A 26,109-nucleotide genomic window follows, 5' to 3' on the forward strand; every position below is an offset into this window, starting at 1 on the left:
GCATGCCGCCAGCGTTCAATCTGAGCCAGGATCAAACTCTTCAGTTTAATCTCTGTTACTTTGCCGTTTTACCGGCACCGTCATTGCTGACGGGTCGCTCACTCAAAAAACTGACAGGCCACTACTTGCGTAGCGCCTATTTCATTATTTCTTGTGAACATTTGATATTTTAAGTTTTACAGCGATCCGAAGATCACTGCTGCACTTACATCAAATGCCCACACTTATCGACTGTTAATTGTTAAAGAACTGTATTCGGTTACTGCTTTCGCGCTATCGACAAAGCGTTGTGTTTGTCAGCTGCGAAGAAGGAAGAGTATGAAGCATTTCACTACATCCGTCAACTCCTTCTTTTCCTGCTCATCGCCGTTTCCGGCGATCCTCAAAGCCGCATTTGACTGCGTCTCATTGGGGAGGCGAACTATAGCAAAGCGCCCCGGGAGTAGCAAGGCTTTTCCCGGGTATTTGCGGCCAACTGCTACAATTTCGCCCCCTCAGCGCAAATTCGCGTCCCACCATAGAAGATTCACCATGAAACAACAAGCTCAAGGATCAGGCCTGACCCTGAAACGGGCTGGCTTTACCACTGGCTTCGGCGTGCTCGCCGCCACCCTCGGTTCCGCAGTCGGTCTCGGCAACATCTGGAAGTTCCCCTATCTGACAGGCGCCAATGGCGGCGCCGGCTTCCTGCTCATTTATTTACTCGCTACCTTATTAGTGGGACTACCCGTGATGATCGCGGAAATCACCTTGGGACGCCGGGCCAAGGTCAATCCCATCTCGACCATGGAGCAGCTGGCACCGAAGGGCAAACCCTGGTGGCTGGTCGGCTTCATCGGCATGATCGCCGCCTTCCTGATCGTCGCGTTTTACTCGGAAGTGGTGGGCTGGGTGTTTGCCTATATTGCCAAGGCCATCGATGGCTCCATCCTCAGCAGCGACAAACTGGTGACGGAAGCGGCCTTCGCCTCCCTGATCAGCAATCCTCTGCAATCGCTGTTGTGGCAATGGGGCGTGCTGCTGTTTATCGGCGGCATATTGATGCTGGGCGTGACCAAGGGTATAGAGGCGATCGCCAAGAAACTGATGCCGCTGCTGTTCCTGTTACTCCTGCTGCTCTGTGCGGTCAGCCTGTCGCTCGATAAGGCGGGCGAAGGCCTGGCCTTCCTGTTCCGTCCTGATTTTTCCAAGCTGACGGCCTCCGTCGTGCTGACAGCCATGGGTCTGGCCTTCTTCAAATTGTCCGTCGGCATGGGCACGATGATGACCTACGGCAGCTATTTCCGTGACGACCAGAATATCCCAGTCACGACCTTGCGCGTGATGGCGGCCGACCTCGGTGTATCAATGCTGGCCGGCATCGCCATCTTCCCCGCCGTGTTCACATTTGGCTTCGCACCCAGCGCGGGACCGTCGCTGGTGTTCATCACGATTCCCGCCGTGTTTTCGCAAATCCCCATGGGGCAAGTCCTGATGGTGGTGTTCTTTATCCTCGCCGCCGTGGCCGCCACGGGGGCGATGCTGTCGCTGATGGAAGTGCCCGTGGTGATTTTCCATGAACGTTTTGGCTGGACGCGCACCAAGGCAACGGTCGTGACCATGCTGCTGCTGGCCGTGCTCGGTTCCGTGTGCGCGCTCAGTAACAGCACCCTGGCAGACTTCAAGCTGTTTGATTTGAATATGTTTGATCTGTTCGACTTCGTCTCATCGAATATCTTCTTGCCCTTGGGCGGCATCGCGATTGCCTTGTTTACCGGCTGGGCCTGGGGCAAGCAGCATTTCATCGATGCGATCAGCAATCACGGCCAGTTGCAGAACAGACAACTGGCACATGTGCTGCTGTTCCTGCTGCGCTTTGTCTCGCCCGTCTTGATCCTGATCGTGATGCTGAAGGGCCTGAACGTCTTCTAGTCAGAGCACCCGGGTGTAGGTCTGGCGCACCAGCACCCGGTCGCCGCAATCGAAATGCCACCATTCGCTGTTGATGCCAAAGAAACCCGCCTGGAACATGGCCTCGCGCAAAAGGCGGCGATTGTCCACTTGCTGCTCCGTAATTTCTCCCCTTTCCAGCATCACCAGCTCCAGCGCTGGATGCGAGCGCTCACTTAGATCATCAAAACCCGTGCCCATGTCCAGTTCCTGCCCATCGGGCCCGACGATGGTGATGTCGAGCGCCATGCCGAACGAGTGAATCGAGCCACGCGACGGCTCGGCGATGTAGCCGAGCAACTCCGTTCCCTGCAGCGCATCCCATAGTTGCTGCTGCACCCGCTGCGGGCGCAGGGCGTCGAGCACCAGTAAATGATGATCGGGCCGCCGCTCGGCCAGCCACGCCACGGCCTGTTCCAGGGCCGCGGCCGCATTGCAGTGCAGCCAGGCGCAATCGATGGGGCTGTATAGGTCGCGGCCGACGAAATTGTCGGGCGTGGCATAGCGCAAGTCGACGGCGATGCCGGCGATGCTGCTCAGGTGGCGAAATTGCGGATCGCTGCCGACCGCTTCCAATTGCAAACTTGCAACAGACATCAGACTCCTCTTTCCAGGCAATTGCGCGCCGCCACGCCGATGCTGTCGGCCAGGCGCCGCGCGCCATGCGACAGCGGCGAGTGGCTCGCCGTCAATAAATACAGTTGGATCGGTATCGTCGGCGCCCAAGGACGGCGCTGCAGCCGCTCGGGCGAACCGGACGCAGCCGTAAACGGATCGACCACGGCCATGCCGGCGCCCGCTTCCACCAGCGAGCGGGCGATTTGATAGGTCTGCACTACGGTGGAAAACACGGGGTGGATATCCTGCGCCTCGCAGGCGGCGATCACCAATTCACCTAGCGGATCGTTGTCCGTATGGCCGATCAGCTCGCCGTTCAGGCCATGCGCCGTCAACGGGGTGCCGCAATCGGCCGCGCGCCAGGTGCCGGCCGGCGCGATCACCGTCATGACGCCCTGCGCGATCGGTTCGGCCACGATGCCCGGATGGCGCGGGTCTTGCAGCGACACGGCCAGGTCCGCTTCACCGAGGCGCAAGGTATTGACGATCTCGCCCGTGTGGTGGGTGGCCAGCTGGCAACGTGTATGGGGAAAGTCGCGCCGCCACTCCGTCATGGCAAACGGCAAGACGCTGATGGCGATCGTCGGCGTGGACACCAGGCGGATGGTTTCCACGGCATGGCCCTTCAGGCTGGCCGCCAGGCGGCGGATGCCCAACAAATCGCGGTTGAGCTTTTCCGTCTCGACAAACAAACGGTGCGCCTCGGGTTTCGGGTACAGCTTGCCCCGCACGCGCTCAAACAGCGGCATGCCCAGCTGCAACTCGCAATGTTGCAAGACCTTGGTCACGGCCGGTTGCGAGATATGCAGCACCTGAGCGGCGCCGCTGATGGTCCCAACTTGCATGATGGCGTGAAACACTTCGATATGACGCAGCCGCATGAGCTATTCCTTTACCTTGCCGTGGCCGCCTGGGCCGTCAACGTTCAGCATATAAGAAAAAGTCATGGGCTGGAACGGCCATGCTACTTTGCAACAACAACTGGCGCCGGCGTCGTCAGCACTTCCAGCAGGGCCGCCGTTTCGCCGTCGGGTGTGCCGTCAAACAAGGTGTTGCGGTATTTCATCTGGAAAGCGATCAGCACATTGCGCGTCGCCTCGTCGAAAACGCCCGTGTTCGGCGTCGCATAACCGTGCTGGGCCAGCTTTTTCTGGAACCAGACGGCGTCCGGTACTTGCTGCTCAAAAATAAGGCGCTGCGCGGCAACACGGTTCGCATCGGGCCAGACGATCAGGCCCGCATCGGCCAGTTGACGCCATGGGAACAACGGACCCGGGTCCTGCTTGCGCTGCGGGGCGATCTCGTTATGGCCCAGGATATTTTCAGGCGCGATGTTGTAGCGGGCCTGGATATCTTTCAACAGTGGAATCAGCTCATCAATCTGTGCCTGGGGAAACGGATACCAGAGGCGGCCTTCCGGCGTGTCCTTGTAGCCGGGGTTGACGATCTCGATGCCGATCGAGCTGACATTCAACTGTGTATAAGTCTTCCAGTTACTCACACCCGCGTGATTGGCCTGGCGCGATTCGTCGACCAGCACGTAAAACTTCGGCTTGTCCGTGTCCGTCAGCAAATAATGGCTGCTGACCACTTGTTCCGTCAGGATCTTGATCGAGCGGGGCAGGTCGCTGACCGTGTAATGGATGACGATGAATTTCACGCGCGCGCTCTGGCTGCGCGCGCTCAAGCTGTGGTCGAGGTGCGGCGCGGGCGTGGTACAGGCGGAGAGCAGGGCCACCAGCAGGGCGAGGGCGATTTTTTTCATGAAAGATCCGTGTTCGGGTTAATAAAATGTTCAGTATTGGCCTGTGTATTGACCGCCGTCTTGACGGCTATCCTGGCCGCCGCTTCATGTGGATGGGCAACTTTCTGTTCCATCGTCAACGATACAGGCAAAGCGGCGCGCATGGCTGATGCGATGGCTGGGTGCAACTGCGCCGCACGGCCCGCCAGCATCACGGGACGCGGACCATGGCGCGAGACCAGTGCCAAGGCCAGGCGCGCCAGTTCCTGTCCCGCGCGCTGCAAAATGTCCAGCGCCAGCGGGTCGGCATCCGCACTGGCGGCCACGGCCAGCGCCAGCCGGCCGATGGCGCCCCGGTCCTGGCCATACATGAAGGCGCGCGACAGCGACCAGTCGCTGCCGCCCAGTTGCGCAAACACGGCCTCGGCCATGGGCGACGCTTGCCAGCTGCCCGGCGCCTCGTCTTCGCGGCGCCAGATGTGGCGCAAGGCTTCGCGCGCGATCCAGTAGCCGCCGCCGCCATCGTCGAGCAGCACGCCGCGCCCGCCCGCGCGGTGAAACACGCCATCCGCATCGATCCATGCGGCAATCGAGCCCGTGCCAGCGTAGACCAGATAACCTTCGCCGGGTTCAAAACTGTCGCGATAAGCGATGTCGATATCGTTGCCCAAGCGGACATCGCCGGCGTCCAGCGCCAGCAACTCCGCCAGCATGTGCGCCAGCGTCACATCGTCGCCGCCAAAGCCCGTCAAGCCCGCCACCACGGCGCGCGGCTGGCCAACGGCCAGTACAGCCTGAGACAATTTCGCAAACGTGGCGTGCACGGCTGCGCGGCCCACATCGCTGCTCATTTGCAAGGCAGACAAACCTTCCACGGCGCCGTCCGCCACGATGGCGCCATCCGCGCCGGCCAAAGCCCAGCGCGTCTGCGTGCCGCCCGCGTCGATGCCCAGCCCGAGCACGGCAGTGTCAATATTATTTGCGGGGAAGGAAATCATGGCATGAGTGTAAAGCCAAGCGGGGCTTGCAGGCATGAAAGCTTGCGCATGTTTCATGCCTGCAGGTTATGGATTGCCGGTAAACCGGCAAATTACTTGGCGGCAACCGTAAACGGTGCGCGCACAGTGACGCGGGGGCTTTCATTGCCGAGGCGGTCCACGGCGCTGACCACCACCGCATTGACTTTACCAATAGCATCGTCGACCAGGGTCAGCTCGCCTTGCACGCCGGTGACCACGGTAAAGCGCCAGTCTTCCCCGTAGCGAGCCCAGACCGCGTACTGCGCCACGGGTTTGCCGCCGCCCGCCGTCAATTTGATGTTCAGGCTGGTGGAATCGCGGCGCAAGGCCAGCACGGGCGTAGCCGGTGCTTCCTTGCCCAGCCATGGCGTGGCGGGAATCAGGGCAGGGCTTTGATACACGGTCGCCTTGAGTTGCTCGCTGACACCCTTGCGGTTCTGCATCAGCGGTACCATGCTGAAATGCACTTGGCCATTCGCGCCGGGGCGCGTGCGCGTCACTTCGATCTGCTTGATGATCTCTTGCGGCGTGAAGGACTTGGCGGAATTGTCGATACGGCTCGTGTACAGGCCAGGCCACACGTGGCGGCCATACGGGTTTTGCGCCAGCCAGTAGTCGAGCAGCACGCCAAACGCTTGCGGCGCCTGCGCCACGGGCCAGTACAGCTGCGGCGACAGGTAATCGAGCCAGCCCTTGGCCAGCCACAATTCCGCGTCCGCATACAATTTATCGTACTGGCTGAAGCCGACGATGCCGGCAGGGCGACGGTCCGGACGGCCGATGCCGAACGGGCTGATGCCAAAGCGCACCCAGCTCTTTTCGCGGTGGATGCCTGTATACAAGGCCTCGATCAGCTGGTTGACGTTCTGGCGGCGCCAGGAAGCGCGGTCCAGCTGGCCGCCGGCCAGCAGATATTGCTGCCAGGAAGGCTCATCGGGAAACGGCAGTTCGCGCTTGGCGCCGCCATTGCCCGCGTCCAGCGCGGCTGTTTCCGCACCGGCGCCGGCGCCAGGCGCGTCGATCGGGTACGGGTAAAAGTAATCGTCGATGTGCACGCCGTCGATATCGTAGCGGCGCACCACGTCGAGCACCACGTCCGTCGTGTGCTTGGAGGCGGCGGCGTCGCCCGGGTCCATCCACAGGTAGCGGCCGTATTGCTTGACGGATGCCGGGTTGGTGGACGCGAAACTGTCGCGCGCCAGCGGCGACTTGGCCGTCGCGTGACGGGCCCGATACGGGTTGAACCAGGCATGCAATTCCAGGCCGCGCGCATGCGCCTGGGCCACCCAGAAGGCCAGCGGGTCATACAGGGGCAATGGCGGCTGGCCTTGCTTGCCCGTCAGGTATTCCGACCACGGCTCCAACTGCGACGGGTAAATCGTGTCGGCGCTAGGGCGCACTTGCAGCACAATCGCGTTCAGATTCAGGGACTTGGCACGGTCGAGAATGGCCAGCGCTTCCGCTTGCTGCTTGGCGACCGGTAAATTGCTGCGGCTGGGCCAGTCGATATTGGCCACCGTCGAGACCCAGGCGGCGCGGAATTCGCGCGGCGCCGGCGGCGGCACTTCGCCCGTGATGTGCTGCACGGGCGGCACGGCTGGCAAACCTGCTGCGCCCGGCGTCACTGCGGAGGGGATCCTGGTGCTGGTACAGCTGCTGAGCAATGTGGCGGTGGCCAGCGCGGCCAATACGCCGGCGCTGGCGCTCAGGCGTTTTTTAAAAGTAGACAACAAAACAATTCCTTGCAGTGATGAAGCGCAGGTCTATCGGTGCGGGCATTTTACTGTGCGCCCGCCATCCATGCGGGCGCACGGTTCAAAAGAATCAGGCCTCGGCCTTCTTGCCGAATTCGGGATCGATCTTGACCAGCGCGGCCATGATGAAAGCAGGAATGGTGGCGATGCAGACCCAGATAAAGAAGTGCTGGTAGCCGAGCATTTGCTGGATCCAGCCGCTGGCCATGCCCGGCAACATCATGCCCAGGGCCATGAAACCCGTGCAAATGGCGTAATGGGCCGTTTTATGCGCGCCATCGGAGACCATGATCATGTACAACATATAGGACGCGAAACCGAAGCCATAGCCAAATTGCTCCAACGCAATGCCACCGGCGATCACATAAATGCTGCTGGGCAAGGCGGTGGCCAGGTAAACAAAGACCAGGTCGGGCAGGTGGACGGACAGCACCATGATCCACAAACAGCGTTTCAAACCGAAGCGGGAAATGATGAATCCTCCCAGCAAGCCGCCCAGGGTCAGGGCGATCACGCCGATGGTGCCATAGACGAGTCCCACCTGTTCCGTGCTGAGGCCCAGGCCGCCCTTGGCAACAGGGTCGAGCAGGAATGGCGCGGCCAATTTGAGCAGTTGCGCTTCGCCGAGGCGGAACAGCAGCAGAAAGCCCAGGATGACGAAAATATCCTTCTTTTTGAAGAAGGAAGCAAAGGTGGCGACGAATTCTTGCAGCGGAGAAATGCCGGCGCCCTGGATGCTGGGGCGGTCGTCCTTCGGTTTCGGCAAGACAAAATAGTGGTACAGGAAGAGGGCGATGAACAGGCCCGCCAAAATCGCGAACACGACGGACCAGGCCAGCTGCACATTGCCCGTCGCATGCGTCAGGTAGCCGGCCAGATACACAAGGCCGCCCTGGCCGGCGATCATCGCCAGGCGATAGAAAGTGCTGCGCACGCCGACAAAGGCCGCCTGCTGGTGCTCTTCCAGGCCCAGCATATAAAAGCCGTCGGCGGCAATGTCATGCGTGGCGGAACTGAAAGCCATCAGCCAGAAGATGGCCAGGCTGATCTGGAAAAAGTGCGGCAAGGACGTCGTCAGGGCCACCAGCGCCAGCGCGGCGCCGATCACCAGCTGCAAGCCGACGATCCAGAAACGCTTGGTGCGGTACATATCGATGAAAGGCGACCACAGCGGTTTGATGACCCATGGCAAGTACAACCAGCTCGTGTACAGCGCGATATCGGTATTACTGAAACCGTAGTTCTTGTACATGATCACGGACAAGGTCATGACCACTACATAGGGGATACCCTGGCCGAAATACAGGGAAGGGATCCACAGCCACGGCTTATTTGACGGCTTATTTGCGCGCGCCGCGGCGGTTTGTTTCACTAGCTCCATACATCCTTCTTTGTCTCCCAGACAGAAGAATGCCGCGCCATCGGATCACGCCGCCAGTGCCGCCCGCACACTGCCGTTCGCGCCGGCCAACAATGCCTGTGCCTGGTTTGTGTTGATTTTTTTTATCAAGGCAACAATCGCCACCTTGACGTGATAGTGGCATTGCTCCAGCACGGTCCTGGCCTGCACTTCGCTGGCGCCCGTGGCGTGCATGGTCAGACGCACCGCCCGCCAGATCAGTTTGGCGTTGGTCGGCTTCAAGTCTACCATCAAGTTTCCGTAAGTTTTATGCAAACCCACCATCAGCGCGCTGGAAATCGTGTTCAGGGTGATTTTTTGCGCCGTGCCCGCTTTCAGGCGCGTGCTGCCGGATATGACTTCCGTACCCGTGTCGAGCACGATACCGCATTGCGCCTCGTGCGCCACGGGGGCATCCACATTGTTGGCGATGCCTATCGTCAAGGCGCCCGCCTGGCGCGCGGCCAGCAAGGCGCCCAGCACATACGGCGTGGCGCCGGAGGCGGCCAGCAGGATCACGACATCATTTGCTTGCGGCTGCAAGGCCAGTAAATCCGCCTCGCCTTGCTGCAAATCGTCTTCCGCCCCTTCGACGGCCGTAAACATGGCGCCCGCGCCGCCGGCCAGGATGGCGACGGCCCGCTCGGGCGGCCAGGAAAACGTGGGATTGAGTTCAACGCTGTCGAGCACGCCCAGGCGTCCCGACGTGCCCGCACCCACATACAGCAGCCGCCCCCCGGCCGCGATGCGGGGCAGGGCGGCCGTGATGGCGGCGGCGATGTCGGGCGACGCCAGCCGCACGGCCTCGACGGCCCAGAACTGGTCATCGACCAGCGCCGCCACCAGCTGCTCCACCGGATACAGGTCCAGATCCGGATGCCGCCGGCTCGGAGTTTCAGTTTTCAACATGATTTCAGAACATGGTTGAAGGTGAAACCAGTTTAATACCAACGAGCAATATCAGCCATGAAAGGTTGGCGGGCGGGCATAACGGGAGTTTATGGCTGGTGCAGGAACGTGGTGTACTACATGTACTTCGATACGTTCCCGTTTGTGTCTATACTTGGGTTCGACGCCAACATCAACGACATTCCCATGATCGCTCGCCAATTGCTGTTCCTGTTTAGCGCCCTTGGCGCCATCAACGGCATTTTCCTGGCCGTCTATTTTTTCAGCCGCCGGCCTCGCTGCCTCGCCGACTGCATGCTCGGCGCATTGCTGCTGGCCGTCGGGGTGCGCACCGCCAAATCCGCCTTCCTCTTCTTCAACCCGGCGATCGCACTCGAATTCCGCCAGCTGGGTCTGTCGGCCTGCCTGCTGATCGGTCCCTTGACCTATCTCTATGTACGCTCTTTTCTGGCCGGGCTCGGACAATTGCCTGCCGGGCAACAATGGCGTTGGCATCTCGGCTTGTCCTTCCTACTGATAGGCATAGGCGTTGCCTTTCCGTATGCCGCGTATCGTTCTGTGTGGAACCTGTCGAGTCATGCCATTCATGTGTTCTGGCTATGCTACCTGCTGGCGGCCGCCAGGCTGCTCTGGCAAAGCCGCCGTGCATGGTTGAACGACGGACAGCGGATGGCGACCAGCAACGTGCTCCTGCTGAGCGTCTTTGCAGGCAGCTGTGTCATGCTGGCGGCGTACGCGAGCACGCCGTTCACGTCCTATATCGTCGGTGCCTTGTCGTTCACCTTCTCGCTGCATGTCGCGGTCATGGTTTTTCTGCTGAGAAAAGAAACCTCTACGCCTGCCGAGCCAAAACAGAAGTACCAACATAGCCGCCTGACGCACGCCGATGCGCTTGCCGTGCTCGCTGCGCTGGAACAACAGATGACCGGGCAGAAATCCTATCTGAATCCGAATCTGACCCTGGCCCAACTGGCCAAACGGGCGGGATGCACGCAGGCGCAGGTGTCGCAGGTACTCAATGACAAGCTGAGCAAGAGTTTCAACACCTACGTCAACGAATACCGCATCGCCGAGGCGAAACAGGTGTTGACGGGCGAGCCGCAACTGAACATGGATACCGTTGCCGAGCGCTGCGGGTTCAATTCCAGTTCCACCTTTTACTCGACCTTCAAAAAAGTGGCTGGGCAGACTCCCGCCAGCTTCCGCGCCCAATCCGGCCAGGCCGTCAGGGCCGTTTCCGCGTAAAACCGCTCCGGAATCGCCATTCCGGAGTCTGACATCCTGATTGGCGACATCAATTCCCCTGCGCTTCGCTAAATTATCGACCACCAGCGACCTGAAATAGTCGTTGCTCCGATAAACGAAATTCTTTATGCAGGGTAAAACCATGATCCAGTTTTTAGTGCGAACCGTACTCGCCTGTTACTTGCTTGGCATCACCGCCGTCGGCACCGCCGCAACCGCGGACCAGGACGAACATGCCATCCAGGACACCGTACGCTTGTATCTGCATGGCACCAGCTTCAACGTGCAGGGCGAGATCAACCAGGCCTTCCATGCCAACGCCCGCCTTTACCTGGACGGCAAAGACGATGCGGAATGGGAGTTGAGCGGTCCCGAATACGCCAAACTCTTTAGCGACGAGAAAAAAGGGCAATTCAATGGACGCCACGGGCGGCTGATCAAGGTGGAGGTGAACGGCAAGGTGGCCACCGCCAAGGCCGAGATCCATATTCCCCGACAAGGAGTCCGCTATGTGGATGTCTTCCTTTTGAAAAAGATCGCCGGCAACTGGAAGATCGTCAGCAAGTCGGCCCATCGCGAGCAAGCGGCGCGCCACGCACGCAAGGTGTTGCTGGTCGTGTCGAATGTGCATCAATATCCCGGCACAAAAGTTAACGCAGGCAATAATTTTCCCGAGCTTGCCTATACCTATGATGCATTTCGCAAAGCAGGGTACGCGGTCGACTTCGTCAGTCCCGAGGGTGGCGCCGTTCCGTTGGAAATGATCGTCACGTCGGACGAGTTGCTCAAGAAGTATCTGTACGACAGTGATTTCATGTGGGCACTGGCCCATACCAAACCCGTCGCCGAGGTCAAGGCAGACGAGTATGCGGGCATGGCTTTCGTCGGCGGCGGCGCGGCCATCGTCGGCATTCCGGACAACAAGCCGCTGCAGGACATCGCCTTGCGTATCTATGAACAGCAAGGCGGGGTGATCGCGGCCATCTGCCATGGCACCGAGGGCATCAAGAACCTGAAGCTCAGCGACGGTACTTTCCTCATCCAGGGCAAGGTGCTCACCTCGTTCCCCGATGCGTTTCTCAACAAGGAATCGCCGGTATACAAAGCCTATCCCTTTTCGGCGGAAGGCAGCATCAAGCGTCAGGGCGGCATTTTCAGGCACGGTGCCAGCGGAAAGAGCCACGTCGAGGTCGATGGCCGGCTGGTGACCGGCATGAGCTGGGAGTCGTCCGTCGGCGTAGCGGAATCCATGATCCGCCTGATCCAGCAGTAAGTTTATGGCGCGCGGCGCATTTCCGCCACAAAGTCGTAATGGTCGCTGCGGCAATACGAATGCGTGAGTTCCACCGCTTCGCCCGTCTCCAGATAGGCGATGCGCGTGATGAACAGCACGGCCTGGCCATCGGGGATACCCAGTTGCTTGGCCAGCACGTCCGTCGCATTCATGGCGCGGATGTGCTGCAAGGCGCGCACGGGGGCCTTCTTGATGCTGCTCAAGTATTCATACAGCGAGTCGCCCATGGCGTCCGGGTCCGGCACCACGCTGAACGGCAGCACGCTCACTTCATACGCCATCACCACGTCGTCGGCCAGGCGCAAGCGCTCAAGGCGCGCCACTTTCGTGTTCTGGGCCAGGCCCAGGCTCAGCTGCTCATCGCTGCTGGCGATGACGACTTCACGCTTGAGCCAGCGCGAGCCGGGGCGGTAGCCGCGCTGCTGCAGCTGCTCGGAAAAGCTCGACAGGTTCGACAGCGGCTGCTCGATGCGCGGGGCAATATAGTTACCCGAACCGCGGCGGCGCACGACGAGACCTTGCTCGACGAGCTGGTCGATGGCCTTGCGGGCAGTCACGCGCGATACGTCGAGCAGTTCGGACAGGGTACGTTCGGATGGCAGGGCCTGGTCTACCTGGTAGCGGCCGTTGCGTACGTCATCGCTCAGCTTGCGGGCGATCTGCATATATAAAGGCGAATTGTCATTTAAATCGACCTTGAGTTCTACGCTGGTCTGGCTCATACAGTTCTCCTTGTCCTCCTAGTGTAATAGCGATGGCGCTTGTGCGTAGCCCGTCCACCCATGAATAAATGGAAAATGGCCATAAATAACGGTTATACACTTAAAAAAACAATGTTTTACCGTACGTATAGCTTTGCATTATAGATAAATAAGCAATTTTCATTGGCGTCGTGAAGCATCCCGCCCTATGCTGGCGATGCCTCCACTACGCCGTGAACAGGGAAACATGCACAATACAATGACGGGTTTGCTGGGCTTGCTGCTGTTGGGCACGACCTGGAGCGCACTTGCCGCCCCGCCCGGTGGCGGCAAGGACCAGCAGCGCGCGCTCGATGCCACGCTATCGACCATCGTTGATGATCCGCTCCACCCGCTGGCCAGCCTGTCCGTGCTGGCCATACGCCACGGCAAGGTGTCGTATCAGCAACAATTTGGCTACCGGCACATCGGCGCCACGCCGGCGGACAGCTTGCCCGTGACGCCGGCCACCCTGTTCCGCATCGCCTCGGTTTCGAAGATGATGACCACACTGGGGTTGATGCGGCTGGTCGAGCAGGGCAAGCTGAGCCTGGACCAGGACGTGGGCATCTATCTGGGCTTTTCCCTGCGCAACCCGCGTTTCCCCCAGCAACCGTTGACCTTGCGCAGCCTGCTCAGCCACACTTCCTCGCTGCGCGACGCGGGCGGCTATTCCTGGGGGCCGGAACGCAGCCTGCGCGACGTGTTTACGGCCGGCGGCGACAGCATGTGGGACAAGCAAACGGCGCCGGGCCGCTATTTTACGTACGCCAACCTGAACTGGGGCGTGATCGGCACGGTGATGGAAAAAGTCACGGGCGAGCGCTTCGACTTGCTGATGCGGCGCTTGCTGCTCGATCCCCTCGACGTGCGCGGCGGCTATCATCCGGCGGCATTTTCTACGGAAGACGTGGCGAACACGGCCACCCTGTACCGCAAGCGCACCTTGGACACGGAAACCTGGCAGCCGCAAGGACCGTGGATCGCGCAAGCCGACGATTTTTACCAGCGTCCGCCCACCGGCCTTGCCAACTATGTGATTGGCAGCAACGCCACCGTCTTCAGCCCCACGGGCGGCTTGCGCATTTCCGCTGCGGGATTGGGCAAGGTCATGCAGATGCTGCTCGACGGCGGCCGCTACCAACATCAGCAACTGTTGCAGCCGGCCAGCATCGCCCTGATGTTTGGCCGCCAATGGCAGCTGGCGCCCGATGCCAGCAATGGCGACAGCGAGCGGGGCCTGTACCGCGCCTGGGGCCTGGGCAACCAGCAGTTCGATGCGGTGGCGGAGCAGGGCAACGGCCTCGTCGAAGGCGCCAGCTTCACGGCCGTGGGCCATCTGGGCGACGCGTATGGCCTCGTCTCCGCCTTCGTGCTCGATTTCAAAAACAGGAACGGCATGGTGATGCTGGTGGGCGGCACGGGCAGCGATCCCGAGCAGTATCCGGGCACGTATTCCGCCATGGGGCGCAGCGAGGAACGGATACTCACCGCACTATACCGTGGTGCGATGGACAACAATCAGCCATTGCATTGAAATGGTGCATTCCTGGAAGTTATGGCTGCACCATGATGTTTCATTGGCTGCGTTGGCGGCCAGCCTCTAAGCTCTTCCCGAATGCTCCCGCACCATGGGAGCGCAACGCAGCGAGGCAACATGCAGCAACAAGTCATCATCATCGGCGGCGGCGTCGTCGGTCTGACATCGGCCTGGTGGCTGGCCGAGGCCGGCTACAAGGTCACTTTACTGGAACGCAATGAACAAGTGGCGATCGCCGCCAGCTACCGCAACGGCGGCCAGCTCAGCTATCGCTATGTGGCGCCGCTGGCGGACGCGGGCGTACCTTTCAAGGCCCTGCAATGGCTGCTGCAGAAAGACGGTCCGCTGCGCTTCCGCCCCGAGGCCGACTGGCGCCAATGGCGCTGGATGGCCAGTTTCCTGCGCAATTGCAACAGCGCCAGCAATGCCCGCACGACGGCCAAGCTGCTGCAACTGGGAGAATGGAGCCGCGCCGGCATGGCGCAACTGGAGTTGACCGTGCCGCCGGAAGCGTATGCCCGGCGCGAGGCGGGCAAGCTCATCGTCTACCGCTCGCCCGCCATCTTCCAGCGTGCCGTGGCGCGGCCCGAATCGGAAGAGGCGCGTGTCGTCTTGTCGCCGCCGGAAGCCGTGCAGCGCGAACCGGCGCTGGCCGCCTTGCAGGGTTCCCTGGCGGGCGGCATCTTTACGCAGGGCGAAGCGGTGGCCGATTGCCACGCCTTTTGCCTGGCGCTGGAAGCGCGCCTGCTGCAGCACCCGCATTGTTCGCTCTTGTTAAAAGGCGAGGCGCGCCGCCTCGTCACGCACAAGGGCAGGATCACGGGCGTCGACACCAGCCTGGGCCTGTTGCAAGCGGATCACTATGTGCTGGCGGCCGGCATCCAGAGCCGCGACCTGGCCGCCACGGCAGACATCTACCTGCCCCTGTATCCGTTGAAGGGCTACAGCCTGACGGCGCCCATCCGCGCCCAGCACCGCGCGCCCGAGATCAGCATCACGGATTTCGAGCGCAAGGTGCTGTATGCGCGCATCGGTGGCGACTTGCGCGTGGCCGCCATGGTCGACATGGTGGGCGCCGACAACAGCATCGACTGGGGCCGCATCGCCGGCCTGACGCGGCTGGCGCGCGAAGCCATGCCGCACGGCGCCGACTACGACCAGGCCACGGCCTGGGCCGGCCTGCGCCCCGCCACGCCGAACAGCGCGCCGCTGGTGGGCGCCAGCAAAGTGGCGAACTTGTGGCTCAACGTGGGCCATGGCCCGCTGGGCTTTACCTTTGCGGCCGGCACGGCGCGCATCCTGGCCGACCTGATGGCCGGCAAGGCGCCGCCGTTCGCGCTGGACTTCCTCGCGCCTAAAAAATAGGCGGACCGGCGGCAGCGGCGACCGGCGCCGCCGTTATGGCGGATAATTGCGGAACTTTTCAGCTCCCCTATTTGCCAGCGCATGCCCACACCCTCGACATCTGCCGCCTGCCCCTGTGGCGGCGCCTCCTACGCCAGCTGCTGTGGCCCGTATATCGCGGGCGACGCCTTGCCGCCCACGGCCGAAACCCTGATGCGTTCGCGCTACACGGCGTTTACCTTGCGCGACGAGCCGTATCTGCTTGCCACCTGGCATGCCAGCACCCGTCCCACCGACGCTTTATTTGCCGAAGAAGAAAAAGTCCACTGGCTGGGACTTGAGGTAAAATCTGCTTTACGTTTACGTCAACGTAAAGCAGAATCAGACGATCAAGCCGAAGAGATACACCGCGACAGCGTCGAATTCGTGGCCCGCTACAAGGTCAACGGCCGCGCGCACCGCCTGCATGAAGTGAGCCGCTTCGTGCGTGAAGCTGGTGACGGTGGCATGCGCTGGTTTTATCTCGACGGCAGTTTTCCCGAATAGCGCGACCCGAGAGACCGGGCGATAATAAAAAGGAACCGCAATGCCGCACATCGAAAGCAAACTCAATCCGCGCAGTGAAGATTTCAAGGCCAATGCCGCGGCCATGCAAGCCATCGTCGACGATCTGCGCGACAAGGTGGAAAAGATCGCGGCCGGCGGCGGCGAAGCGGCTGCCGCCAAGCACCTGGCGCGCGGCAAACTGCTGCCGCGCGACAGAGTCCAGATGCTGCTCGATCCCGGCACGCCCTTCCTCGAGTTTTCCCAGATGGCGGCTTACGCCATGTACCAGGACGCCAAGGGCGTCGATGCGGCCCCTTCCGCCGGCATCATCACCGGCATCGGCCGGGTCTCGGGCCAGGAATGCGTCATCGTCTGCAACGACGCCACCGTCAAGGGCGGCACGTATTATCCGATGACGGTGAAAAAACACTTGCGCGCCCAGGAAATCGCCGACCAGAACAACCTGCCCTGCATTTACCTGGTCGATTCGGGCGGCGCCAACCTGCCGAACCAGGACGACGTCTTCCCCGACCGCGACCATTTCGGCCGCATCTTCTACAACCAGGCGAATCTGTCGGCCAAGGGCATTCCGCAAATCGCCGTCGTGATGGGTTCTTGCACGGCCGGCGGCGCCTACGTGCCGGCCATGAGCGACGAGTCGATCATCGTCAAGGAGCAGGGCACGATTTTCCTCGGCGGCCCGCCGCTGGTGAAAGCGGCCACCGGTGAAGTCGTGACGGCCGAAGACCTGGGCGGCGGCGACGTGCACACGCGCTTGTCCGGCGTGGTCGACCACCTGGCGCAGAACGATCTGCATGCGCTGTCGCTGGCGCGCACCATCGTCTCGAACCTGAACCGCACCAAGCCGCAGCAGATGGCGCTGCGCGAGTCCGTCGAACCGAAATACCCGACGCAGGAACTGTATGGCGTGATCCCCGTCGATACGCGCAAGCCGTTCGACGTGCGCGAAGTCATTGCGCGCATCGTCGACGGCAGCGATTTCGATGAATTCAAGGCCCGCTACGGCACCACGCTGATCTGCGGCTTTGCGCACATCTATGGCGTCAAAGTTGGCATCATCGCCAACAACGGCATCTTGTTCTCGGAATCGGCGCTGAAAGGCACGCATTTCATCGAATTGTGCTGCCAGCGCAAGATCCCGCTCGTGTTCCTGCAAAATATCACGGGCTTCATGGTGGGCCGCAAGTACGAAAACGAAGGCATCGCCCGCAATGGCGCCAAGATGGTGACCGCTGTCGCGACGGCTAGCGTGCCGAAGTTCACGGTCATCATCGGCGGCAGCTTCGGCGCCGGCAATTACGGCATGTGCGGCCGCGCGTTTTCGCCACGTTTCATGTGGATGTGGCCCAATGCGCGCATTTCCGTCATGGGCGGCGACCAGGCCGCTTCCGTGCTGGCGACCGTCAAGCGCGACGGCATCGAGGGCAAGGGCGGGCAATGGAGCGCGGACGAGGAAGCGGCCTTCAAGCAGCCGATCAAGGATCAGTACGAGCACCAGGGCCACCCGTACTATGCCACCGCGCGCCTGTGGGACGACGGCGTGATCGACCCGGCCGACACCCGCATGGTGCTGGGCCTGGGCCTGTCGGCCGCGCTCAACGCCGAGATCCCGGACACGAAGTTCGGCGTATTCCGCATGTAAGGGGAGAAGACCATGGAATTTGAAACCTTAAAGCTGGTCATCGAGGGCAATGTCGCCACCGTGACCCTGAACCGTCCCGACGTGCGCAATGCCTTCAACGAGACGACGATCGCCGAACTGGCGCGCGCCTTCGAGGGCCTGGGACGCAGCGACATGGTGCGCGCCATCGTGCTGGCGGCGAATGGCGCGGCCTTCTGCGCCGGTGCGGACCTGAACTGGATGAAGAAGATGGCCGGCTACACGCATGCCGAAAACCAGGCCGACGCGCTGCAGCTGGCGCAGATGCTGCGCACGATTTACCTGTGCCCCAAGCCCGTCGTGGCGAAGATCCAGGGCGACTGTTATGCGGGCGGCATGGGCCTCGTCGCCGCATGCGATATCATTCTGGCTGCGGAAGACGTGCATTTCTGCCTGAGCGAGGTGCGCCTGGGACTGATCCCGGCCACTATTTCACCGTATGTCATCAAGGCCATGGGCGAAAACGCGGCACGCCGCTATTTCCTGACCGCGGAGCGATTCTCCGCCCAGGAAGCGCTGCGCATCGGCTTTGCCCACGAGGTAGTCGAGGCAAGCGCGCTGGACGCGAAAACGGCCGAGGTGCTCAAGGCGCTGACGGGCAACAGCCCGCACGCCGTGGCGCAAGCGAAAACGCTGGTGCGCGAGATCGTTGGCCAGCCGGTCGATGACGCGCTGCTGGCCGACACGGCCGAGCGCATCGCGCAAATCCGCGCTTCGGAGCAGGGACGCGAAGGCGTGCAATCGTTCCTCGACAAGCGCAAGCCGAGTTGGCTCATGGGCTAAAGCCCATGGTCTAGGAATATCATTGGAGCAGTTTTGAAAGCAGAAAACCAATCGGGCTGGGTCGAACGCAGTCTGCGCAGCGTGTGGCATCCTTGCACGCAAATGCAGCACCACGAGACTGTACCGCTCATCCCCGTCAGCCATGGCCGCGGCGCCTGGCTGTACGACCACGAAGGCCGACGCTACCTGGACGCCATCAGCTCCTGGTGGGTGAACCTGTTCGGCCATGCGAATCCGCGCATCAATGCGGAACTCAAGGACCAGCTGGACCGCCTGGAACACGCGATGCTGGCCGGTTTCACGCATGAACCGGTGATCGAACTGTCGGAAAAACTCTCCGCATTAACCGGCGGCGTGCTTGGCCACAGCTTTTACGCATCCGACGGTGCATCGGCCGTGGAAATCGCCCTGAAAATGAGTTTTCACGCATGGCGCAACAGCGGCAAAAGCGAGAAACAGGAATTCGTCTGTCTGAAAGGCAGCTACCACGGCGAAACCATCGGCGCCCTCGCCGTCACGGACGTCGCCCTGTTCAAGGATGCCTACGGCCCCCTGCTGCGCGCCACGCAGACGGTGATGTCGCCCGACTTCCGCCAGGCGCGGGAAGGCGAAACAGCTGAAGATGTAGCGCGCCGCGCGGCCGCCGAAGTCGAGCAGCTGTTCCAGCAAAAAGCGGACAAGATCGCCGCCATCATCATCGAGCCGCTGGTGCAATGCGCGACCGGCATGGCCATGCACGACCCGCTGTATTTGTCGCTGGTGCGCGCCCTGTGCGACCGCTATCAAGTCCATTTGATCCTCGATGAAATCGCCGTCGGCTGCGGCCGCACGGGCACCTTCTTTGCGTGCGAGCAGGCCGGCATCTGGCCCGATTTCGTCTGTCTCTCCAAGGGCATCAGCGGCGGCTATCTGCCTTTATCGCTGGTGATGACGCGCGAAGACATCTACCAGGCGTTCTACAGCACCGACGTGCGCCGCGGCTTCCTGCATTCGCACTCGTACACGGGCAACCCGCTGGCCTGCCGCGCGGCGCTGGCGACCCTGTCGATTTTCGAGGAAGACGATGTGCTGGCGGCCAACCGCGTGCGCGCCGAAAAAATCACGCGCGCCCTGGCGCCGCTGGCGCAGCACGAGCGCGTAAAACACTTCCGCCAGCAAGGCATGATCTGGGCCTTCGATGCGGTGGACGCTGCCCCGGATTTTTCGCGCCGCTTCTTCAGCACGGCGCTGGAACACGAACTGTTGATGCGCCCCATCGGTTCCACCGTCTACCTGATGCCGCCGTACATCCTCGACGACGAGGAAATCGCGGGCCTGGGCCAGCAGACCCTGACCGTCTTCAATCATGTGATCGGGGCCTGAGATGGAACTGATCGCGCGATTGCAACAGCAGCTGCAAGGGCTGGAAGAGCGTAGCCTGATCCGCCGCCGCCGCACCGTCGACACGCCTTGCGCGCCGCGCCTGACGGTCGATGGGCGCGCCATGCTGGCCTTTTGCAGCAATGACTACCTGGGCCTGGCCGCGCATCCGCGCATCGTGGAAGCGCTGAAAGAGGGCGCCGACCTGTATGGCGCCGGCAGCGGCGCTTCGCACCTGATCAGCGGCCACAGCCGCGCCCACGCGCAGCTGGAAGAGCGGCTGGCCGCTTTCGTGGGCGCCAACCTGGAACAGGCGCGCGCCCTGTATTTCTGCACCGGCTACATGGCTAATCTGGCTGTACTCACGGCCCTGGCGGCCGGCGATGCAGAAACCGAGATTTTTTCGGAAGCGCTGAACCACGCTTCGCTGATCGACGGCACGCGCCTGGCCCGCGTCAAGACGCGCGTGTATCCGCACGCCGACCTCGATGCCCTGACGGCCCTGCTGGCGGCCAGCACGGCACAGACGAAAATCGTCGTCACCGACAGCGTCTTCAGCATGGACGGCGACCTGGCGCCGCTGCCCGCGCTGCTGGCCTTGTGCGAGCGCTATGGCGCCTGGCTGGTGGTCGACGACGCGCACGGCTTCGGCGCGCTGGGAGCCGATGGCCGTGGCGCGCTCGAACATTTCAATCTGCGTTCGCCCTACCTCGTGTATGTGGGCACCCTGGGCAAATCGGCCGGCGTGGGCGGCGCCTTTGTGTGCGCGCACGAAGCCGTGATCGACACCCTGATCCAGAAGGCGCGCCCCTACATCTTCACCACGGCGGCCGCGCCGGCGCTCGCGCATGCGCTACTGGCCAGCCTGGACATCATCGCCGGGGAAGAAGGAAAACAACGCCGGGCTCACCTGGCGGCGCTGGTGGCGCAATGGAACGACGGCTTGCAGCTGCGGCACTGGCAAGCCTTGCCATCGGTAACCGCCATCCAGCCCGTCATCATCGGCGAAAATGCGGACATGCTGGCCGTCGCCGCCCAACTGTACCAGCAGGGACTGTGGGTCGGCGCCATCCGCCCGCCCACCGTGCCGGCGGGATCGGCGCGCCTGCGCGTGACCCTGTCGGCCGGCCATACGGCGCAGGAAGTGGCGCAATTGATCAATGCAGTCAACACCCTGGAAAGGACTCGCCATGAGCCTTGATGACCCTATCGTGGCGGACGTGCTGGCGGACCTGGCGCCGGCCGTGCAACCGGCGCCGGCGGCCACCGGCCTGCCATCGCGCTTTGCCTGTTTCGTCACCGGCACCGACACGGAAATCGGCAAGACCCTGACCTCGTCGGCCCTGCTGCACGCGCTGGTCGCGCGCGGCGTGCGCGCCTGCGGCATGAAGCCGGTGGCTGCCGGCGCCGAAATGCGCGACGGCGAACTGCATAATGAAGACGCCGACAGCCTGATCGCCGCCGGCAACGTCACCATGCTGCGCAGCCTGACGACGCCCTACATGCTGAAGGAACCGGCCGCGCCGCATATCGCCGCCGCGCTCGAAGGCGTCAGCATCGAGTCCGTGCCGATCCTGGCCGCCTACCTGGAAATCGCCGCCGCCTCGGACGCCGTCGTGGTCGAAGGCGTGGGTGGCTTCCGCGTGCCGCTCTCCAGCGATTTCGATTCGGCCGACCTGGCGCAGCAGCTCGATCTGCCCGTGATCCTCGTGGTCGGCATGCGTTTGGGCTGCATCAGCCAGGCCTTGCTGACGGTGGAAGCCGTCGAGGCGCGCGGCTTGACGGTGATCGGCTGGGTCGCCAACACCCTGGAAGTGGAAATGCGCTTCCTCGACGAAAATATCGATGCGCTGATCGAGCGCATCCCGGCGCCGCTGCTGGGCAGGGTACCGCGCCTGGCGCACCCGAGCGCGGAAGCGGCGGCGGCGTATCTCAATTTCACCGGCTTGCCCAACTGGCCGGCGCAGCAGTCATAGAATTACACCGAACACTTAACGTAGCTAAAAAATAGAAGCGAAGGAATCACCATGTCTTTAGTCCAAGAAGCAGCAAAAACCGTCGAACTGCACCGCCCTGCGGCGCGCATCACCCTGCCCGAAGCGGCCACTTGGCCCATCGATGATGTGCTGGCCCTGTTCGACCTGCCATTCAATGACCTGATGTTCAAGGCCCAGCAAACCCACCGCGCCAACTTCCCCGATGGCGACGTGGAACTGGCGACCCTGTTGTCGATCAAGACGGGCGGCTGCGAGGAAGACTGCGGCTACTGCCCGCAGGCGGCCCGCTACGACACGGGCGTGGAAGCGAAAAAAATCCTCGACATCGACACGGTGCTCGACGCGGCCCGCCAGGCGAAAGCCAATGGCGCCACGCGCTTCTGCATGGGCGCCGCCTGGCGTGGCCCGAAAGACCGCGACATGGACAAAGTCGAAGAGATGGTCAGCAAAGTCAAAGCGCTGGGCCTGGAAACGTGCGCCACCCTGGGCATGCTGGAAGAAGGACAGGCGGACCGCCTGAAAAACGCGGGCCTGGACTTCTATAACCACAACCTCGATACGGCGCCCGAGTTCTACGACAACGTCATCTCGACGCGCGAATACCAGGACCGCCTGGATACCTTGGGCCGCGTACGCGAAGCGGGCTTGAAAGTATGCTGCGGCGGGATCGTCGGCATGGGCGAGACGCGTCTGCAACGCGCGGGCCTGATCGCCCAGCTGGCCAATCTGAATCCGTATCCGGAATCGGTGCCCGTCAACCACCTGGTGCAGGTGGAAGGCACGCCGTTGTTTGGCCTGGAAGCGCTGGACCCGTTCGAATTCGTGCGCACGATCGCCGTGGCCCGCATCACCATGCCGAAAGCGCGCGTGCGTTTGTCGGCCGGCCGCCGCCAGATGGGCGAAGCCGTGCAGGCGATGTGCTTCCTGGCTGGCGCCAACTCGATTTTCTACGGCGACAAGCTGCTCACCACCGACAATCCGGAAGCGGAAGACGACCGCGTCTTGCTGGGCAAACTGGGCTTGCAGACACGCGGCGCCATGCTCGAATCGGTACAGAAAGAGAAGTGCGGCTGCTGATGACAGCCTTGTCGGGTTACGCCGTGCCGGCTAACCCGACCTACGAATACCGCCTCACCATGCGTAGATCGGTTTGGCGCGTAGCGCGTAAACCGACACACCAGCAGACAAGGTCCGCCAAGAGACAGCTGCCCCTTTTTGAGAGAATAGAGAGAGACCATGTTCACTAAAATCCTGATCGCCAACCGCGGCGAAATCGCTTGCCGTGTCGCCGCTACCGCGCGCCGCATGGGCATCCAGACCGTCGCCGTGTATTCGGAAGCGGACGCCAATGCCAAGCACGTCGCCGTGTGCGACGAAGCCGTGTTGATCGGCCCCGCGCCGGCCAAGGAAAGCTATCTGTGCGGCGACAAGATCATCGCCGTGGCGCTGGCCACTGGTGCGCAGGCGATCCACCCCGGCTATGGTTTCCTGTCCGAGAACGCCGACTTTGCCGACGCCTGCCACGCTGCGGGCCTGGTCTTCATCGGCCCGCCGGCATCGGCCATGCGCGCCATGGGCTCGAAGTCGGCCGCCAAGTCGCTGATGGAAAAAGCCAATGTGCCGCTGGTGCCCGGCTACCACGGCGACGAACAGGATGCGGACTTCCTGCATGGGCAGGCCGACAAGATCGGCTACCCCGTGCTGCTGAAAGCCTCGGCCGGTGGCGGCGGCAAGGGCATGCGCGTCATCGACAACAGCGCCGACTTCAAGGCCGCGCTGGCGTCGTGCAAGCGCGAAGCGATCAGCTCTTTCGGCGACGACAAGGTGCTGGCCGAAAAATACCTGTCGCGTCCGCGGCATATCGAAATCCAGGTGTTTGCCGACACGCTCGGCAACTGCATCTACCTGTTCGAGCGCGATTGTTCGGTACAGCGCCGTCATCAAAAGGTGCTGGAAGAAGCACCGGCGCCGGGCATGCCTGCCGAGCGCCGCGCCGCCATGGGCGAAGCAGCCGTCGCCGCCGCCAAGGCCGTCGGCTATGTCGGTGCGGGCACGGTGGAATTCATCGCCAACCAGGATGGCTCGTTCTACTTCATGGAGATGAACACGCGCCTGCAGGTCGAGCATCCGGTGACGGAAATGATCACCGGCACGGACCTGGTGGAATGGCAGCTGCGCGTCGCCTTTGGCGAACCGCTGCCGAAAAAACAGAGCGAACTGGCCATCCACGGCCACGCCATCGAAGCGCGCATCTATGCGGAAAATCCGGAGAAGGGCTTTTTGCCATCGATCGGCACCCTGCGCCACATGCGATCGCCATCGGCCGTCACGTTCGAACTCGGTGGCACGATGGTGCCGGCGTCCGTGCGCATCGATTCGGGCGTGCGCGAGGGCGATGCGATCTCGCCATTCTACGACCCGATGATCGCCAAGCTGATCGTCTGGGGCGCGGACCGCCGCGAAGCGCTGGCGCGCATGGCGCAGGCGCTGTCCGACTACCAGATCGTCGGCCTGGCCAGCAATATCGCCTTTTTGAAACGCCTGGTCGAAGGCGAGGCATTCAGCTCTGCCGATCTCGATACGGGCCTCATCGAGCGCAATCAAGCGTCGCTGTTCCCCGCCTTGCAAGCGGCGCCCGACACGGCCCTGGCGCTGGCGTCCGTCGCCCTGCTGCTGGAAGAAAAAGCGGCGGCCGAAACGCAATCGGCCAACCGCGCCGACCCGTGGGGCAATGCCCTGGGCTGGCGCCTGAACGGCACCCTGGGCCGCAGCCTGTCGTTCGCCGATGAATTCACGCAGGCGGGCGACAGCAAGGCCTACGCAGCGCGCGTTGCCTACAAGACGGATGGCTGGCTGTTCAACGGCCAGCCCCTGACCTTGACGGCGCGCACAGGCGACGAGCTGCATATCAAGCTCGGTGAGCGGGCCGTTCACGGCACCGTGCGCCGCGATGGCGAACAGTTCCACGTGTTTACCGGCGGCTTGCACCATACCTTGCATTACAACGATCCGATGGCGCATGCGGGCGAAGTGGAAGCGGAGGGCGGCCGCCTGACGGCGCCGATGCCGGGCAAGGTCGTCGCCGTACTGGTGAACAAGGGCCAGGACGTCAAGAAGGGCGAGCCTCTGGTCATCATGGAAGCGATGAAGATGGAGCACACGATCGCCGCGCCGCACGACGGCCTGGTGGAAGACGTGCTGTATGCGGTCGGCGACCAGGTGGCCGATGGCGCGCCGCTGCTGGCCTTCAAGGCTGCCGCATAAAGGTAAGCACATGCGCATCCTGTTACAACGTTCGGACGGCAAGGAAGCGGCGTGGATCAGCGACTTCCGCGACTTGCTGCCCGAGGCCGACATTGTCTTCTGGCGCGAAGGCGAAGCGGTTGAACCATGCGACTACGCCGTCGTGTGGCAGCCGCCCGCCGCCATGCTGCCCGAACTGGCCAAGGTCAAAGCCATTTTCAACACGGGCGCCGGCGTCGACGCGCTGTTGAAGTTTGGTGACGCGCTGCCGGCCCACGTGCCGCTGGTCCGCCTCGATGACGCGGGCATGGGCGTACAGATGGCCGAATATGTGAGCCATGCCGTGCTGCGCCACTTCCGTCGTTTCGACGATTACGAGGCGCAGGGCCGCGCGGGCATCTGGCAGCCGCTGCCCGCGTTCGACAAGGCGGACTTTCCCGTCGGTGTGCTGGGCATGGGCGTGCTGGGTACCCGCGTGCTGCAAGCGCTGGCGCAGTTCGAATTCCCGCTGCGCGGATGGAGCCGCAGCCCAAAACATGCCGATGGCATGCAATGCTATGCAGGCGAAGAGGGGCTCGAAGCATTTTTGCGCGGCACGCGCGTGCTCGTGTGCATGCTGCCGCTCACGCCAGAGACGCACAACCTGCTCGACCGCGCACGCCTGTCGATGCTGCTGCCGGGCGCCTATGTCATCAACGTGGCGCGCGGCGCGCATATCGCCGAACCGGATTTGCTGACGCTAATCCGCTCCGGGCATATCGCGGGGGCGACCCTGGACGTGTTCCGCAACGAGCCGCTGCCGCAGCAGCACCCGTTCTGGCAAGAACCGCGCATCACCATCACGCCGCATATTTCGGCCGCCACCCTGCGCCGCGAAAGCGTGGCGCAGATCGCCGCCAAGATGCGCCGCCTGCAAGCCGGAGACGTGGTCGCCGGCATCGTCAACCGTTTGCAAGGATATTGAG

Annotated in this window: 22 protein-coding genes; 14 read left to right on the forward strand and 8 right to left on the reverse strand. The window is 62.4% G+C overall.

Going from position 1 to position 26,109, the window contains the following annotated elements; all coding sequences use genetic code 11:
• Nucleotides 1-531: 531 nt before the first annotated feature.
• On the forward strand, nt 532-1,911 hold the full coding sequence (locus IGS55_RS10205; protein ID WP_230516799.1) for a sodium-dependent transporter: 1,380 nt from the start codon (nt 532-534) through the stop codon (nt 1,909-1,911).
• Here IGS55_RS10205 and IGS55_RS10210 read toward each other — a convergent pair whose 3' ends face one another.
• The 7 genes from IGS55_RS10210 to IGS55_RS10240 form a co-directional block, all read right to left on the reverse strand.
• Nucleotides 1,912-2,526 (reverse strand): M15 family metallopeptidase, encoded by a 615-nt coding sequence (locus tag IGS55_RS10210; protein ID WP_230516800.1) that lies wholly within the window; start codon nt 2,524-2,526, stop codon nt 1,912-1,914.
• On the reverse strand, nt 2,526-3,428 hold the full coding sequence (locus tag IGS55_RS10215; RefSeq protein ID WP_034752410.1) for a LysR family transcriptional regulator: 903 nt from the start codon (nt 3,426-3,428) through the stop codon (nt 2,526-2,528). The genes IGS55_RS10210 and IGS55_RS10215 overlap by 1 nt, the downstream gene beginning before the upstream one ends.
• A gap of 83 nt (nt 3,429-3,511) precedes the next feature.
• On the reverse strand, nt 3,512-4,312 hold the full coding sequence (locus tag IGS55_RS10220; protein ID WP_230516801.1) for an N-acetylmuramoyl-L-alanine amidase: 801 nt from the start codon (nt 4,310-4,312) through the stop codon (nt 3,512-3,514).
• Nucleotides 4,309-5,289 carry an N-acetylglucosamine kinase gene (locus IGS55_RS10225; protein ID WP_230516802.1) on the reverse strand — a complete coding sequence of 327 codons (981 nt, stop codon included), beginning with the start codon at nt 5,287-5,289 and terminating at the stop codon, nt 4,309-4,311. The genes IGS55_RS10220 and IGS55_RS10225 overlap by 4 nt, the downstream gene beginning before the upstream one ends.
• A 92-nt stretch (nt 5,290-5,381) precedes the next feature.
• Nucleotides 5,382-7,043, reverse strand: a complete 1,662-nt coding sequence (locus IGS55_RS10230; RefSeq protein WP_230516803.1) for a glycoside hydrolase family 10 protein — start codon at nt 7,041-7,043, stop codon at nt 5,382-5,384.
• A 91-nt stretch (nt 7,044-7,134) separates the two neighbouring features.
• Nucleotides 7,135-8,445, reverse strand: coding sequence for an MFS transporter (locus IGS55_RS10235; protein ID WP_230516804.1), 1,311 nt, complete (start codon nt 8,443-8,445; stop codon nt 7,135-7,137).
• A 45-nt stretch (nt 8,446-8,490) separates the two neighbouring features.
• Nucleotides 8,491-9,372 (reverse strand): N-acetylmuramic acid 6-phosphate etherase, encoded by an 882-nt coding sequence (locus IGS55_RS10240; RefSeq protein ID WP_072456195.1) that lies wholly within the window; start codon nt 9,370-9,372, stop codon nt 8,491-8,493.
• A 120-nt stretch (nt 9,373-9,492) separates the two neighbouring features.
• On the opposite strand from IGS55_RS10240, the gene IGS55_RS10245 reads away from it, so the two are divergent.
• Complete coding sequence (locus IGS55_RS10245) at nt 9,493-10,617, forward strand: helix-turn-helix transcriptional regulator (protein ID WP_230516805.1); 1,125 nt, start codon at nt 9,493-9,495, stop codon at nt 10,615-10,617.
• A gap of 127 nt (nt 10,618-10,744) precedes the next feature.
• Nucleotides 10,745-11,890, forward strand: a complete 1,146-nt coding sequence (locus tag IGS55_RS10250; RefSeq protein WP_230516806.1) for a nuclear transport factor 2 family protein — start codon at nt 10,745-10,747, stop codon at nt 11,888-11,890.
• Between the two features lie 2 nt (nt 11,891-11,892).
• Here IGS55_RS10250 and IGS55_RS10255 read toward each other — a convergent pair whose 3' ends face one another.
• A complete protein-coding gene (locus IGS55_RS10255; protein WP_034752424.1) occupies nt 11,893-12,633 on the reverse strand; it encodes a GntR family transcriptional regulator in 741 nt (246 codons plus the stop codon).
• 226 nt (nt 12,634-12,859) lie between these two features.
• Here IGS55_RS10255 and IGS55_RS10260 point away from each other — a divergent pair, with 226 nt between their 5' ends.
• The 11 genes from IGS55_RS10260 (at nt 12,860) to IGS55_RS10310 (ending at nt 26,108) form a co-directional block, all read left to right on the forward strand.
• On the forward strand, nt 12,860-14,188 hold the full coding sequence (locus IGS55_RS10260; RefSeq protein WP_230516807.1) for a serine hydrolase domain-containing protein: 1,329 nt from the start codon (nt 12,860-12,862) through the stop codon (nt 14,186-14,188).
• Between the two features lie 81 nt (nt 14,189-14,269).
• Complete coding sequence (locus tag IGS55_RS10265; RefSeq protein ID WP_268991899.1) at nt 14,270-15,556, forward strand: D-amino acid dehydrogenase; 1,287 nt, start codon at nt 14,270-14,272, stop codon at nt 15,554-15,556.
• 81 nt (nt 15,557-15,637) lie between these two features.
• Nucleotides 15,638-16,081 carry a YchJ family protein gene (locus tag IGS55_RS10270; RefSeq protein WP_139092149.1) on the forward strand — a complete coding sequence of 148 codons (444 nt, stop codon included), beginning with the start codon at nt 15,638-15,640 and terminating at the stop codon, nt 16,079-16,081.
• Nucleotides 16,082-16,121: 40 nt separating this feature from the next.
• Nucleotides 16,122-17,744 (forward strand): carboxyl transferase domain-containing protein, encoded by a 1,623-nt coding sequence (locus IGS55_RS10275; RefSeq protein ID WP_230516809.1) that lies wholly within the window; start codon nt 16,122-16,124, stop codon nt 17,742-17,744.
• 12 nt (nt 17,745-17,756) lie between these two features.
• Nucleotides 17,757-18,545: an enoyl-CoA hydratase/isomerase family protein gene (locus IGS55_RS10280; protein WP_035823218.1), complete on the forward strand. Its 789-nt coding sequence runs from the start codon at nt 17,757-17,759 to the stop codon at nt 18,543-18,545.
• A gap of 33 nt (nt 18,546-18,578) precedes the next feature.
• Nucleotides 18,579-19,907 (forward strand): adenosylmethionine--8-amino-7-oxononanoate transaminase, encoded by a 1,329-nt coding sequence (bioA, locus tag IGS55_RS10285; RefSeq protein ID WP_268991900.1) that lies wholly within the window; start codon nt 18,579-18,581, stop codon nt 19,905-19,907.
• 1 nt (nt 19,908) lies between these two features.
• The gene (gene bioF / locus IGS55_RS10290) at nt 19,909-21,105 is read left to right on the forward strand and encodes an 8-amino-7-oxononanoate synthase (RefSeq protein ID WP_230516810.1); all 1,197 of its coding nucleotides are present in this window, start codon (nt 19,909-19,911) and stop codon (nt 21,103-21,105) included.
• Entirely contained in the window at nt 21,095-21,880 is a 786-nt protein-coding gene (bioD, locus tag IGS55_RS10295; protein WP_230516811.1) for a dethiobiotin synthase, read from the forward strand. Before bioF ends, bioD begins: the two co-directional genes overlap by 11 nt.
• Nucleotides 21,881-21,931: 51 nt before the next feature.
• Complete coding sequence (gene bioB, locus IGS55_RS10300) at nt 21,932-22,978, forward strand: biotin synthase BioB (RefSeq protein ID WP_128140641.1); 1,047 nt, start codon at nt 21,932-21,934, stop codon at nt 22,976-22,978.
• 159 nt (nt 22,979-23,137) lie between these two features.
• A complete protein-coding gene (locus IGS55_RS10305; protein WP_230516812.1) occupies nt 23,138-25,165 on the forward strand; it encodes an acetyl/propionyl/methylcrotonyl-CoA carboxylase subunit alpha in 2,028 nt (675 codons plus the stop codon).
• A 10-nt stretch (nt 25,166-25,175) separates the two neighbouring features.
• Entirely contained in the window at nt 25,176-26,108 is a 933-nt protein-coding gene (locus IGS55_RS10310) for a 2-hydroxyacid dehydrogenase (protein ID WP_230516813.1), read from the forward strand.
• Nucleotide 26,109 lies beyond the last annotated feature (1 nt).

It is taken from the genome of Janthinobacterium sp. EB271-G4-3-2 (assembly GCF_020858035.1).
Classification (GTDB): domain Bacteria; phylum Pseudomonadota; class Gammaproteobacteria; order Burkholderiales; family Burkholderiaceae_D; genus Janthinobacterium; species Janthinobacterium aestuarii.

Coding starts and splice junctions, on each gene's coding strand:
- IGS55_RS10260 (WP_230516807.1), top strand. CDS start 12,860: ATGCACAATACAATGACGGGTTTGCTGGGCTTGCTGCTGTTGGGCACG.
- IGS55_RS10205 (WP_230516799.1), top strand. CDS start 532: ATGAAACAACAAGCTCAAGGATCAGGCCTGACCCTGAAACGGGCTGGC.
- IGS55_RS10235 (WP_230516804.1), bottom strand. CDS start 8,445: ATGGAGCTAGTGAAACAAACCGCCGCGGCGCGCGCAAATAAGCCGTCA.
- IGS55_RS10225 (WP_230516802.1), bottom strand. CDS start 5,289: ATGATTTCCTTCCCCGCAAATAATATTGACACTGCCGTGCTCGGGCTG.
- IGS55_RS10310 (WP_230516813.1), top strand. CDS start 25,176: ATGCGCATCCTGTTACAACGTTCGGACGGCAAGGAAGCGGCGTGGATC.
- IGS55_RS10265 (WP_268991899.1), top strand. CDS start 14,270: ATGCTCCCGCACCATGGGAGCGCAACGCAGCGAGGCAACATGCAGCAA.
- IGS55_RS10240 (WP_072456195.1), bottom strand. CDS start 9,372: ATGTTGAAAACTGAAACTCCGAGCCGGCGGCATCCGGATCTGGACCTG.
- IGS55_RS10275 (WP_230516809.1), top strand. CDS start 16,122: ATGCCGCACATCGAAAGCAAACTCAATCCGCGCAGTGAAGATTTCAAG.
- bioF (WP_230516810.1), top strand. CDS start 19,909: ATGGAACTGATCGCGCGATTGCAACAGCAGCTGCAAGGGCTGGAAGAG.
- IGS55_RS10220 (WP_230516801.1), bottom strand. CDS start 4,312: ATGAAAAAAATCGCCCTCGCCCTGCTGGTGGCCCTGCTCTCCGCCTGT.
- bioD (WP_230516811.1), top strand. CDS start 21,095: ATGAGCCTTGATGACCCTATCGTGGCGGACGTGCTGGCGGACCTGGCG.
- bioB (WP_128140641.1), top strand. CDS start 21,932: ATGTCTTTAGTCCAAGAAGCAGCAAAAACCGTCGAACTGCACCGCCCT.
- IGS55_RS10245 (WP_230516805.1), top strand. CDS start 9,493: ATGTACTTCGATACGTTCCCGTTTGTGTCTATACTTGGGTTCGACGCC.
- IGS55_RS10270 (WP_139092149.1), top strand. CDS start 15,638: ATGCCCACACCCTCGACATCTGCCGCCTGCCCCTGTGGCGGCGCCTCC.
- IGS55_RS10305 (WP_230516812.1), top strand. CDS start 23,138: ATGTTCACTAAAATCCTGATCGCCAACCGCGGCGAAATCGCTTGCCGT.
- IGS55_RS10210 (WP_230516800.1), bottom strand. CDS start 2,526: ATGTCTGTTGCAAGTTTGCAATTGGAAGCGGTCGGCAGCGATCCGCAA.
- IGS55_RS10255 (WP_034752424.1), bottom strand. CDS start 12,633: ATGAGCCAGACCAGCGTAGAACTCAAGGTCGATTTAAATGACAATTCG.
- IGS55_RS10280 (WP_035823218.1), top strand. CDS start 17,757: ATGGAATTTGAAACCTTAAAGCTGGTCATCGAGGGCAATGTCGCCACC.
- IGS55_RS10215 (WP_034752410.1), bottom strand. CDS start 3,428: ATGCGGCTGCGTCATATCGAAGTGTTTCACGCCATCATGCAAGTTGGG.
- IGS55_RS10250 (WP_230516806.1), top strand. CDS start 10,745: ATGCAGGGTAAAACCATGATCCAGTTTTTAGTGCGAACCGTACTCGCC.